Source organism: Paenibacillus sp. V4I5 (assembly GCF_030817255.1).
Taxonomy (GTDB): domain Bacteria; phylum Bacillota; class Bacilli; order Paenibacillales; family NBRC-103111; genus Paenibacillus_E.
In genome coordinates, this window is the sequence record NZ_JAUSZB010000002.1 from 5419439 (window position 1) to 5432791 (window position 13353).

At 45.2% G+C, this 13353-nt stretch carries 10 protein-coding genes; 8 read left to right on the forward strand and 2 right to left on the reverse strand.

The window, feature by feature from the left end:
* Nucleotides 1–154: 154 nt before the first annotated feature.
* Nucleotides 155–1132: an aldo/keto reductase gene (locus QFZ78_RS26680; protein ID WP_307552070.1), complete on the reverse strand. Its 978-nt coding sequence runs from the start codon at nt 1130–1132 to the stop codon at nt 155–157.
* 236 nt (nt 1133–1368) lie between these two features.
* Between QFZ78_RS26680 and QFZ78_RS26685 the strand changes: the two genes are divergently transcribed.
* Nucleotides 1369–1845: a GCN5 family acetyltransferase gene (locus tag QFZ78_RS26685; RefSeq protein WP_307552071.1), complete on the forward strand. Its 477-nt coding sequence runs from the start codon at nt 1369–1371 to the stop codon at nt 1843–1845.
* 405 nt (nt 1846–2250) lie between these two features.
* Complete coding sequence (locus QFZ78_RS26690) at nt 2251–3384, forward strand: glycoside hydrolase family 88/105 protein (protein WP_307552072.1); 1134 nt, start codon at nt 2251–2253, stop codon at nt 3382–3384.
* A 64-nt stretch (nt 3385–3448) separates the two neighbouring features.
* Here QFZ78_RS26690 and QFZ78_RS26695 read toward each other — a convergent pair whose 3' ends face one another.
* Nucleotides 3449–4060, reverse strand: coding sequence for an AraC family transcriptional regulator (locus tag QFZ78_RS26695; RefSeq protein ID WP_307552073.1), 612 nt, complete (start codon nt 4058–4060; stop codon nt 3449–3451).
* 183 nt (nt 4061–4243) lie between these two features.
* Between QFZ78_RS26695 and QFZ78_RS26700 the strand changes: the two genes are divergently transcribed.
* The 6 genes from QFZ78_RS26700 to QFZ78_RS26725 all read left to right on the forward strand — a co-directional run bounded on the left by QFZ78_RS26700 (nt 4244) and on the right by QFZ78_RS26725 (nt 13312).
* Nucleotides 4244–6544: a helix-turn-helix domain-containing protein gene (locus QFZ78_RS26700; RefSeq protein ID WP_307552074.1), complete on the forward strand. Its 2301-nt coding sequence runs from the start codon at nt 4244–4246 to the stop codon at nt 6542–6544.
* Nucleotides 6545–6557: 13 nt separating this feature from the next.
* Nucleotides 6558–8051 (forward strand): extracellular solute-binding protein, encoded by a 1494-nt coding sequence (locus QFZ78_RS26705; RefSeq protein ID WP_307552075.1) that lies wholly within the window; start codon nt 6558–6560, stop codon nt 8049–8051.
* A gap of 268 nt (nt 8052–8319) precedes the next feature.
* Entirely contained in the window at nt 8320–9213 is an 894-nt protein-coding gene (locus QFZ78_RS26710) for an ABC transporter permease (protein WP_373461142.1), read from the forward strand.
* Nucleotides 9214–9249: 36 nt separating this feature from the next.
* Nucleotides 9250–10122 (forward strand): carbohydrate ABC transporter permease, encoded by an 873-nt coding sequence (locus QFZ78_RS26715; protein ID WP_307552077.1) that lies wholly within the window; start codon nt 9250–9252, stop codon nt 10120–10122.
* Nucleotides 10123–10153: 31 nt separating this feature from the next.
* The gene (locus QFZ78_RS26720) at nt 10154–11719 is read left to right on the forward strand and encodes a glycoside hydrolase family 43 protein (protein WP_307552078.1); all 1566 of its coding nucleotides are present in this window, start codon (nt 10154–10156) and stop codon (nt 11717–11719) included.
* 72 nt (nt 11720–11791) lie between these two features.
* Nucleotides 11792–13312 (forward strand): extracellular solute-binding protein, encoded by a 1521-nt coding sequence (locus QFZ78_RS26725; protein WP_307552079.1) that lies wholly within the window; start codon nt 11792–11794, stop codon nt 13310–13312.
* Nucleotides 13313–13353: the final 41 nt, after the last annotated feature.

The window sequence follows — 13353 nt, forward strand, 5'->3', positions numbered from 1 at the left end:
TAGGGTAGTAAACAGTAAATAAATACGAATCCTCATTATCATCATCGACAAGAACAATAGAGAAGTATAAGCTGATGGAGCAAGAGTGAGGCTTCAAGAAGATGAAAAGGCGGCCAATCCCTAAGGGATTAGCCGCTTTTTTAGACCTGTCGGTCTACCAAGCATAAGCTTCCGGAGCCGGTTTTCCGGGTCCTGGGAAAATCTCATCCAACTTTTTCAGCGTATCTTCACTCAGTGTGACTTCTGGTACACGTAACGAATCTTGTAGCTGCTCGATCGTTCTCGGTCCGATAATTGGCGAGGTAACGGCTGAATGCGATAGTACCCAGGCCAAGGCGACAACGTCTTCTTTTTCATCGATTTCTTTGCAAAGTGCTGAAAATTGTTCCAACTGGCTCCGATGCTTCTCGATCCGCTCAGCGGAACGCGCACTCCGGGCACCTGTACCTGCCAAGGCGTTGCGGCCTAGCAATCCTCCGGCAAGAGGACTCCATGGAATGACACCAAGACCGAGTTTTTCTGAAGCGGGAAGCACTTCCAGCTCCGGCAATCTGGCAAGTAGATTGTACATGTGCTGCTCAGAGACTAAGCCTAGGAAATGACGTGCTTTGGCCTCAGCTTGGGCACAGGCAATATGCCATCCTGCAAAGTTGCTGGACCCGATATAGTCAACAGTTCCTTGGTTTACCGCGGATTCAAATACTCCCCACAGCTCATCCCAAGTTACATTGCGGTCGATATGATGCATTTGATAAAGCTCTATATGGTCCGTCTGCAGTCTTTTCAGCGATGCTTCCAGATGACGTCTGATTTTGTACGCAGATAATCCTCGTTCAGCATTCGGTCCATCATTGGGATCATTCATATCCCCATAGGCTTTCGTCGCAAGTATGACTTTCTCTCTACGACCTCCGCCTTGTTTGAACCAGCGTCCGATGATTTCTTCTGTCCATCCTCTTTTTTCAACTCCGCCGTAGACGTTAGCTGTATCGAAAAAATTGATTCCCGCGTCTAGTGCGGTATCCATAATTTTAAAAGCTTCTTTTTCCTCGGTTTCCGGTCCAAAGTTCATCGTTCCTAAACATAACTGACTGACCTTCAATCCGGATTTCCCTAAATACGAATACTTCATGATTCATCCTCCCACATTCCTCTAGATTTTAGTAGAAACTAAATTTATTGAGTAGTTGTACGTGATGACACTTTACATTCTATAGAAGTTCCTATGTCTTTGAAAGTAGTGAAAATATTTACAGTATATGAGCTTTATGTGATTAACTATAGCCGAAGTTATTAACTAACATTGGGGATGGTGTAGATGTATGTTATACTTCCGGTACCGATAACAGTGTGAAAAGGAGATTTATAATGCCTACGATTACGAAAATAGCTTTCGATCAAGAGTTCCAAACGATATTAAGTGAATTGCAATCCAGCTATCATGCAGGGGAATTGAGTAAGAAGGAAAGCTCGGAATTGCCTAATGATGTATATCTCATTGAAGTTGAAAATACGATGGTGGGGTATGCTGTGGTTTGGGAATACACGAGTGCGAAACAGTTAATTCAGAAAGCGGAGAAAGATTATTTTAACGATGATGAAAAATACTTAGAACAAGACTTCTATATTGATATCAAGAACAAAACAGATTATGTATTTATAGAAGCATTGGATATACTGAAAGAATTTGAACGGAAGGGTTATGCGGCTTTCTTCATGGATTGGCTTAAACTGAAATACCCTAATAAGAAAATGTATGTTTATTCATTAGAAAAATCACGTAATTTTTGGTATAAGCAGGGTTTTGAGGTTGTGGGTAATACCGTATGGATGTCGTATAATTAAGTAGGTTTTTTACCTAAAATTGGTAAATTTTTATTCAGAAGTTTTCAAAATATCATGATCAACGTATCTTTCCTCATTCATTTCGCTAATGACATCTGCCCTTTTTGTCATGCTTTTATCATGATGGATGAGCATAAATATCTTTAGGTTAAGATTCTCAGTTATAATATATTATGCTTCGCAAAGTGAAATGTCAATATGTATGTTGTTTTTTTGATTTTCATAAAAAGCGCATAAATAGCAAAGTTCCACAAAAATGAACAAGGATGCACAAAGAATTTAAATTGAATTTGGCCTACAATGAGATCCGAGAGATAGTACCATCTTCAAGTTAGGAGCACCGATCCGTATTCAAAAACTGTTACAGAAGCAGCTTATATAAGGAAAAAGAGGAGATAACAAACAATGACGAAACATCTTGATTGGGCTGTAAATACAGCAAATACATTTATGTCTGAAGCTGATGCAGAGGGCTATCATCCTGAGCTGGCGAAACGGTGGGCCTACGTTCCCGGTATGATGCTTCTCGCATTTGGAAGGCTGGCGGAGCAAACCGGCGATGAACGCTATTATGAGTTTATGAAGCGTCACATGGACCTTTTCGTTCAGCCTGACGGTAGGATTCGGACTTATGCGATCGAAGAATATAATCTGGATCAAGTGAATCAAGGAAAGGTATTGTTCCCCTTAATACGGAGAACGGGTGAGAAGTGGTATGAGCAGGCCGCTCATTTGTTAGCTGTTCAACTGAAAGGACATCCAAGAACAAGTGAGGGCGGGTTCTGGCATAAGAAGATTTACCCATTCCAAATGTGGCTTGACGGGCTGTACATGTCCTCTCCGTTCCTTGCGGAGTATGCGAAGATGTTCGGACGGGAGGATCTCTTCGATGATGTAGCTAAGCAACTGCTGCTGGTAGAGAAGCACACGCGAGACCCCAAGACAGGACTGCTTCATCATGGCTGGGACGAAAGCAGAGAACAAGCGTGGTGTGATTCGAACACAGGACAATCCTTTCATTTCTGGAGCCGGGCGATGGGGTGGTACGCGATGGCGATCGTCGATGCACTGGAGCACTTTCCTGTGGATCATCCAAAACGGGGAACCGTTATCGGGATTTTTGAGCGCATGGCGGAAGCGCTGGCTAAGGTGCAGGACCCAGATACGGGCCTTTGGTATCAAGTGCTGGATATGGGGCACAGGGAAAGCAATTATGTAGAAGCCTCCGGTAGTGGCATGTTTGTTTACGCGCTGGCTAAGGGGACTAGACTTGGTTATTTATCTGGGAAATTCAAGGCCGCAGCATTAAAAGGGTTTCAAGGAATGATCGATCATCTTGTGGAAACCGATTCAGCCGGGGTACATCTGCATGGGATTTGTCATGGAGCCGGACTGGGGGGAACCCCTTACCGAGATGGCTCTTTCAAGTATTATGTGGAAGAGAAGGTAGTTAGCGATGTTATGATGGGATTGGCGCCATTCCTGTTGGCCGGCATGGAGTCAGATAAGCTGGTGCATGTGGAACCTATTCATAGATAGCAGATTTACGGGAAGGTTGCATAAGCCATTCGATGGCTTCAGCCTTCTTTTTTTTTACGTATGTTTATTTTACATTCGTTCTAATCATTTTCTTATATTCGAGAGGTGACATTTTGGTTACCTGCTTAAATTTGCGATTAAAATGAGTGATGTTCATGTAGCCGACGGATGCTGCAATATCGATTACTTTGCTGGAGGTTTCCCGCAGCAGTCTTTGTGCCTCTCGAATTCGGAGTGTGAGAATGTATTCGGTAAAGTTGAAGCCTGTATATCGCTTAAAGAGACGGCTGAAATGAAAGGGACTAATAAAGAATTGAGCAGACGCCTCCTTCATCGTAAGTGTTTTCCTATAATGTGTGTTGCAATATTCGGTGATTTCTGCAATTTTTTTGTTCATCGGAAGATAGGCGGTTTCCGCCGTTTCCGCCGCCTTACGGGAGGCGAACAGCAGTAATTGGACGAGCAGTGTTTCGAAATAAAGTGCCTGCCCATGACGATTGGGGTTGGCATATTCGTTATTCATTTGAAAGAGAAGATTCTCGATATAATTTTGTTCCAGGTTGTTAAAATCAATAACGCGATTGATTTGCATAAAAGGCGATAGGAGCAGATCCAGATGGGATCCGCGATACGGTTCCAGAAATGCATCCGTGAAGTAAACGATTCGCGCGTTCATGAAGTTTACCGCCTTCTAGTGTTTTATGAATGTCATGCTTCTTGATAAAAAGAAAATCCCCATTCATTCGGTATCCCACTCCTTTAAAGAACCATAATGTCTATTTCCCATTTTCCATATATAATAGAAATAAATCAATTTTTTAGACAACAGGCAGCGGTATTTCCGGAGGGGGAAAGCGTATTGCGCAGATATTTGCTTAGATTACTGGCATTTAGCTTTGTATTAGGCGTACTTCCCGCTGTAATTATTGGGATTGTCTCTTATTCGATTGCAACTAGGGATCTTGAGGATAAGGTAAAAGATGGCAACATGCAGTGGTTGGCGCAAACCCAGATGCGTGTGGAACAAATGTTGAAATCCATTGAGAAATCGGCGACGCAGTATGCCAACTCTTCCCTGGTTAAGACGGCGATGAACACGACTTACTCGCCCACTGATTTTGAACAGATACGTGATCTTTATGTGTCGTTGTATAACCTTCAATCAAGTGATGTTGTCATCACTGAGGCCTTTTTAATTAATTTGGAGCGAAACTGGTCTATAAGCCTAAATACCATTAAACCGTTAGATCAGCTCGTAAACAATAAGGAGTTCTGGGAGTATGCCAAGCAGCCGAGAAGCATTTATTGGCGTACAGGAACGGTGCCTGCAAATGGCGTTGAGGAAAATCCTGTGGAAATGATAACCCTTGTACATAAAATACCGATCCTGCCCCAAACGAATAAGCCGCAAGGACTTGTGGTTGTACGAATATCGGCGGCCGATATTCGGGAAGCGTTGATACCCGGCAATCCATCGAACCGGAATTATATTTTGGACCGCACAGGAGCTGATATTCTTGTGACGGCTGAGGCAAAGGATGGCTTTCACGAAATTAATCAGGTCATTGCTAATAAACTGGAAGCGGAACCAGAAAATAAACAAGGATTTTTCAATACACATTTAGGAAATGAAGAGGTAGCGGTTATGTACCGTTCCTCAGGCTACAACGGGTGGACGTATGTGTCGGTTATCTCTATTGGTGAAATCACCAAGGAACCCCAGAAAATTGCCAAGCTAACGCTGATTGTTTGCGCTGCCATCCTATTGGTCGTGCTGGCTTTTGCTTTATACGGCAGTCGCCGCATGTATCGACCGATACAGAATCTATTAGATGTTGCCAAGGGTATTGATCATAAATTTAACGCTCAATCGATACAGCCTAGAACCGATGAGCTGGAATTCATTAAAGTAAGCATGCAGTCTTTGGCTGTTTCAAGAAATCATATCGAACAGCAAATGCTCGGTCAAGCGGGACATTTAAAAGAGTTTTTTGTACTAAAGCTGTTTACAGGACAGTTATCGGAGAACGACTATTTATTCCGCTCTGCCATGTATGGCTTTCCAACCGGCTGGAAGCATCTGGGGGTGCTTACGCTGAAAATTGATAATTTGCAGGATACCAAGTATCAGGAGCAAGACAGGGAGCTTCTGCTTTATGCCGTGAATAACATTGCCCAGGAGGTACTGCCTCCTGAGTTTCGGTTTACACCGATTATATTGAATCAGTCGCAAGTGACGCTTGTGGCAACGGATGTGGAGGATCCGGCGGAGGTCAAGCGCATTTTATATCAAATGGCGGAGTCCATTAAAACAAATGCCAAGCACTACTTACATATACAAGTAAGCATCGGAATCAGTAAACCGTTTCCTACGTTAACAGATACCGTCAAAGCGTATGGAGAGAGCTTGTTAGCTATGAAGTCGCGTATAAGTCTTGGGCCGGAGATTATTGTTCACTATGAGGATATCGAAAATAACCCCGGAGCAGATAAATATGTCTATACGCACCTAAAGGTAATGGAAGAGCAGCTTGTGTATGCGCTTCGCGAAATGCAGCTGGACAAAGCCACCGAGCTGTTTCAGGATTATTTGAATGCGCTGCTGCATAAGGACGGCTTTTTGTATGAGCATCACATTTTACTGCTGCAGCTTATTTCCCGGATTCTAGGGATCGTACAGGATCAGGGCATTTCGATAAAAAAAGTTCTTGAGGATGAAGGCGCGGTAGAGCGATTGCTGCATTTGCAAACACGGGATGAAATTGAGTACTGGTTCGAATCCCGATTGTTTGCTCCAATCATTCAGGTTTTATCAGAGAAATCAGAAACGCAATACGTAAAAATTGCTGATAGGCTTGTAAGGATGATTCAGGAGCAATTCGATCAGGAAATTACATTGGAATCGTGTTCGGAAATTCTTAGCTACCATCCGGTGTATCTAAGCCGCATTTTCAAGAAGGAAATCGGCACGACGTTTAGCGATTATTTATCTGATTATCGGATGAAGATGGCCAAGGTCATGCTGGAGACAACGGATATGAAAATTTCGGAAATCGGTGAAAGGCTTCAGTATAAAAATATAAGCGCATTCATTCGGAGTTTTCGGAAAATGTTCGATGTAACACCAGGGCAGTATCGTGAGAAGATGGATCAAAAGTAGAGAGGAGTACCAAATGAAACGATATTCCGTGTTCATAGTCAGCTTGCTTATATCCTCCATGCTGCTGACTGCATGCAGCCAGAGTAAAAAGCAGGAAGTGGAAAATACCGCTAAAATCTCCTCTCTTTCGCTCGTGGTCAGCCAAATTGGAGAGATTCCTCCCAAGAACAACGAGATGGAAAAAGCCATTGAAGCGTACACGAACACGGATTTGCAAATTCAATGGATTCCCTTTTCGGCCTATGATGAGAAGGTGAAGGTGATGATCGCATCCGGAGAGCTCCCGAAGCTGATCAAGCTCAGCTATACGCCGACGATCATCGCTACACTTAAGGCGGGGCAGTTTTGGGAAATCGGTCCCTACTTAAAGGATTATCAACAATTATCCGCCCAAAATATGTTGTATTACGATAACATTGCTGTCGGCGGGAAAATATACGGGGTACCATTGTACCGTCCCCTTGGTCGTGCAGTTATCCATTACCGTAAAGATTGGTTTGACATCTTGGGTTTAAAGCTGCCAAAGACGTTGGATGATTGGTATACGGTTATTAAAGCGCTTACGCTAGGTGACCCGGATAAGAATGGGAAGAATGATACATACGGGATGATCTTGGAGAAAAGATACAATCAGGATGTAAGCTCCATACTGACACGGTTTTCCGTATCGCAAGGAGGGCCGAACAAATGGAAGGTGGAGAACGGCCGCTTCACCCCCGAATTTATGACCGAGCCATTCCACGAAACGATGAAGCTGTTTAAACGGCTTTATCAAGAAAAGCTGATGAATCAGGATTTTGCTGTCGCGGATGCTACGGAAACATCGAAGTTATATGAATTGGGGCGGGCGGGTACTCAGGTTGTCGGAGGGAATGCCCAAAGCTGGCAGGATAAACTGGTAAAGGCAGTTCCTTCAGCGGTTGTGGAGGTGGCTCCGTTAGAGGGCCCTGAAGGGATCCGGCTCCCTGGCGAACCGGGCAATGTCGGTTTCCTGGCTATTCCTAAGGATGCGGTGAAAACGGAAGCGGAAATGAGAAAAATTTTAGCTTTTCTAGATAAGTTGTTGGAGCCTGCCATGCAAACCGTGCTTTCTAAAGGAATTGAAAATAGACATTGGATCGATAAAGGCGAGTATACGGAGGTTCTCGATCGTGAACTGGATCTAAAGGAGGTTAAGACCTATAGAGATACTTTCCCGTATATTGACAGTAATCCTGCCCTGAAGCCTATACGCCAACCCGACCTCTATCGGAAAAACCAGCAGATCATCAAGGAGAATGAGTTGTATATTGTCCCTAACCCAGCGTTAACCTTAGAATCAGAAACCTATGCCGAGCGTGGCAAGGAGCTCGAGGTTCTGATTACGGATGCGCAGACGAAGTTTATTATGGGTAAGATTGATGAGGCAGGCTGGAAATCCGAAATCGAAAAGTGGAGAGAAGCCGGCGGCGACAAGATGATTCGGGAATATGAAGAAGCTTATACCAAGAAGGATAAGGATAAATAAGACCGCCAATACTGGGAAATACCGTAGAACCCTTGAAAAATCAAGGGGTTTTTTCGTTTGTGCATATATAGTTGCCTGGAAGCTATTGCTCTGGAAAGGGCAGAAAAGCAAAAGAGGTTATGCCGCAGGTATAGCCTGCCACAAGGATTCTGTCCAATAATAAAGGCATAAACAAAGAGATGTGGAGGAGCTTAAGATGAAAGCAGACTTGACTTTGCAGTCGGGACGATCAAACGGACAGATTCGAAAATCGAAACTGAGCTTGCTGATGAAGGAATTCATTAGGGATAAATGGTTATATATGATGATGTTACCGGGTGTGGCATACTTCCTTATTTTCAAATATGTCCCGATGTACGGACTGATTATGGCATTCCAAGATTATAAGCCCCACCTTGGTTTTATGGAAAGTCCTTGGGTTGGGTTTAAGCATTTCGAGCGATTCTTTAGTGAGCCGCAATTCGGCATGCTGTTTAGAAATACAATCATCATTGCCGTATACAATCTGGTCTTTTTCTTCCCGCTGCCGATCATTCTTTCGCTGATGATGAATGAGCTTCGCAGGGATAGGTTCAAACGATTTGTACAAACGCTCATCTATATTCCTCACTTTGTCTCATGGGTCGTTGTCGTAGGGATATTTTATATGCTGCTAACGACGGAGAACGGGATTTTAAACGAACTGATCTATGCGATCAGCGGGAAGAAAATTGCTTTCCTGCTCGAACCGGAATGGTTCAGGACGATGATTATTTCGCAATCCATTTGGAAGGAAGTCGGTTGGGGCACAATTATTTTCCTTGCGGCTTTGTCCGGTGTCGATATGCAGCTGTATGAAGCTGTACGCATAGACGGAGCCGGAAGGTGGAGACAGCTCTGGCATATTACCCTCCCAGCGATTCGCAGCACGATCGTTATCCTGATGATTCTGCGTCTCGGAAATTTTCTGGATTCTGGCTTCGAGCATATCTTCTTGATGATCACGCCGACCAATCGGGAGGTAGGGGAAGTATTCGATACCTATGTGTACACGAAAGGATTAACGCAGGCGCAGTACAGCTACAGTGCGGCGGTAGGTTTATTTAAATCGGCAATAGGTCTGGTCTTGGTACTTGGCTCGAACTGGCTTGCCAAACGATTCGGGCAGGAAGGCGTGTACTAATACCGTCTTGTTTTCTAAATAAAGGAGGACATCGCAATGCCATACGATAAAACCCTAGGCAACCGCCTATTTGATATTTTTAACTACAGCTTCTTACTTATCTTCTCTATTGCTTGTGCATTACCGTTTCTGTATGTTCTAGCGGTTTCTTTCACAAGTCCGGCGGAGGTAGCGAGAGGGGGAATCATTTTATTTCCCAAGGAATGGTCCCTTGCATCCTACCGTTACATTTTCTCAACAGATACATTGATCAGAAGCTTAATGGTTTCTATTTACATTACGGTTGTAGGCACCTTCATTAATCTGCTGTTTACGTCATTGATGGCCTATCCGCTATCGAAGACACATATCCGGGGCAGACAATTCATACTGCTCGCCGTATTGTTTACGATGCTGTTCGGAGGCGGGTTGATCCCCACCTATTTCGTGGTGAAAGCGCTGGGTTTAACCAATACGCTGTGGGCTTTGATGATTCCAAGTGCAATCAGTGCTTTCAATCTCATCGTGCTTAAAAACTTCTTTCAACAAATACCGGACGGCTTGGAGGATTCGGCGAAAATCGACGGATGCAGCGATCTGGGTGTTTTATTCCGTATCGTTCTCCCTTTATCGATGCCGGCCATGGCCACATTCGCACTTTTCTACGCGGTATCCCACTGGAATCAATTTTTCAATGCTGTGATGTATATCAACGATAATAGCAAATGGCCTATTCAGGTCCTCCTGCGGGAGATCGTTATTTTAGCGCAAAGCCGAATCGGCGATGCAAGTATCGATGATACCGAGATTCAGCCGCTAACCATTCGTATGGCTGTTATTGTATTTGCTACCGTTCCGATTCTGTTTGTATATCCGTTCTTGCAGAAGCATTTTACGAAGGGTGTGCTCTTAGGCTCGGTGAAGGGATAGAGAGTTTTACTAAAAAGAGGGGAGAAGTTGAATGGAAACGTTTCGTAATCCGATTCTTGCCGGGTTTTACCCTGATCCTTCCATCTGTAGGGTGGGGGAGGATTATTACATGGTCACATCGACCTTCGAGTATTTTCCCGGTGTCCCGATCTTCCACAGTAAGGACTTAGTCCATTGGCGCCAGATCGGACATGTGCTCGATCGGCCGTCGCAGCTCAATCTGGATGGTATTCCAGCTTCTCGGGGGATCTATGCCCCCACGCTAAGATATCATGAAGGCGTTTTCTACATGATTACGACGCTTACGGAGAGAGTTCCCGGCGGGCGCGAGAATTTCTTCGTTACGGCAACAGACCCTGCTGGACCATGGTCGGACCCGTATTGGTTAGATAATGCACCTGGGATTGATCCTTCCTTGTTCTTCGATGATGACGGAAAGGTCTACTATACAGGAAACCGGGTGCCGCCAAGCGGACAGCAATATCCGAAGCATATGGAGATTTGGTTTCAGGAGCTGGATTTGGAGACGAAGCAGTTGGTTGGTCCGAAGCATAGTCTTTGGGACGGGGCATTGAAGCAAGCTCACGCGCAAGAAGGCCCGCATCTTTACAGAATCAAAGGGTACTACTATTTGCTGATTGCTGAAGGAGGAACGGGCTTTACCCATGCAGTTACCATTGCACGGAGCGAATCGCTTACAGGACCCTACGAGGTATGCAAACGCAATCCGATCTTAACACATCGGCATCTTGGCAAACAGCATGGTATGGTAAATGTAGGCCATGCGGATCTTGTTCGAACTCAGACTGGGGAGTGGTGGATGGTATGTTTGGCTTCCCGACCGTATGGGGGGCACTACCGGAATATGGGGCGTGAAACATTCCTCGTTTCCGTGGAGTGGGAGGACGATTGGCCGTTAGTGAATCCGGGCAAAGGAATCATTGAATGGGAGATGCCAAAGCCGAATTTACCAGAAGCAAGGTGGCCTGCTTTACCTGCTTGTGATCATTTTGATGCTCTGGCATTGGAGCACCGATGGAATTTCATCAGGACTCCGAGAGGAGAGTTTTGGAGCTTAAGCGAGCGTCCGGGTTATCTAAGGCTGAGGCTTAAATCAGAGTCGATTTCCGAGGTCTGCAATCCAAGCTTTGTAGGCCGTCGGCAGCAGGATATTTCCTATGCCGTGCGGACAAAGATAGAATTCACGCCAAATACCGCAAATGAAACGGCGGGTTTGGCGTTACTGCAAAACCAAGATTACCAATACCGTTTGGAATGCGGATTGAATGCTAACTCTCAGCAGGAAGTGCGCTTAGTGAGCAGGGCTGCTGGTGAGGAAAAGGTGCTATTCAACCAGAACATAGCTGCGAGCAAGATTTATTTGAGAGTGGAAGCGATAGGACAGTCCCTTCGTTTCGATTATGCGACGGAGGTTGAGCAGTGGCAGCACTTGGCCGACAGAATAGACGGCACCATTCTCAGCACAGATACGGCGGGGGGCTTCACCGGAGCGTACATCGGTCTCTTCGCAAGCAGCAACGGTGTATCCAGTGGAAACCATGCGGATTTTGATTATTTCGAATACATCGGTTTATAACTTATCTATCTTAGGATGATTGAGAGGATAGGTATTAAATAATAACAATCCAAACAAAGAAGGGGTAGAACAATGAGCAAAAAACATTTAGCACTTATGTTAGGTACAGTACTATTGACTTCCTCAGTCCTTGCGGCATGCGGTGAGAATAAGCCGGTTGAAGGATCGCCAGAAGCCGCTAAGGTAGAAGATACCAAACCGTTTCCGATTAAGCTCGTTATTAACCAGGTAGGCGAAATTCCTCCGAAGGACAATGAGATTGAGAAGCAAATTAAGGCCTATACGAACACGGACCTGGAGATTCAATGGCTCCCAACATCGACTTATGATGAAAAAGTCAATGTGATGGTGGCGGCGAGCGAGCTTCCGACCGTTATTAAATTGGGTTATAACGCTACATCTATCGGTCAGATGAAATCCGGCTTATTTTGGGAGATCGGTCCTTATATAAAGGATTACAAAAATCTTGCGGCTCAAAATCAGGTATTCTACGATAATTTATCCGTTGAAGGCAAGCTTTACGGGGTCCCTCTTTTTCGCGATTTAGGCCGTGCCATTATTCACTATCGTAAGGATTGGTTTGATACGATGGGTCTTACGCCGCCAAAGACGCTTGACGATTGGTACAATATCGCCAAAGTACTGACCCTGAACGACCCGGATAAGAACGGGAAGAATGACACGTATGGATTGATTCTGGAGAAAAAATACAACCAAGACGTGAGTTCTACACTTACGCGGATTGCTGTATCGCAAGGTGCTCCGAACAAATGGAAGATTGAAAGCAATGGCAATTTCACACCGGAGTTTACGACCGAGCCGTTCTTCCAAACGATGAAGCTGTTTAAGCGTCTCTATGAGGAGAAGCTGATTAATCAGGACTTTGCGGCAGTGGACGGTACGGAAACGGCCAAGATCTACGAGTCGGGCCGCGGAGGCATTCAGCTCTCGGGCGGAAACGCGCAGTCGCTTCAAGACAAGGTCGTTAAGGTCGTCCCTACCGCTGTTATGGATGCAGCGCCGGTGGAAGGTCCTACCGGCAGAAGGCTCCCTGGCGAGCCGGGTAACGCAGGGTTCTGGGCCATCCCGAAAGCGACCGTAAAGACGGAAGCGGAGATGAAGAAGGTTCTTGCCTTTATTGATAAACTCATGGATCCGAAGATGGCAACGCTTTTGGTGAAAGGTGTGGAAGGTACGCACTGGGCGGATAAAGGCGAATTTACAGAGGTTCTTAACCGTGATGCCGACGCGAAGGAAGTTAAGCCATATCGCGATACGTTCCCTAACCGCAACGAAAACTACAACATCGCCAAAAAGGCGAAACAGCCGGACCTGTTCCGTAAGAATTCGCAAATTGGTGCAGAAAACGAGAAGTATATTGTGCCTAACCCGGCACATAATCTTCTGTCGGGCACGTATTCCGAACGGGGCAAGGAGCTTGAGCAGATGATTACCGATGCGGAAACGAAGTTTATTATGGGCAAGATCGACGAGGCAGGCTGGCAGGCGGAAGTAGAGAGATGGAAAAAGGCCGGCGGGGATAAGCTGATGCAGGAGTATAAGGAAGCTTACGAGAAAAGCAAGAAGAAATAACCATCCTCATAGTAAGAGTGGAATGTTCCCTGAGCCTTAGG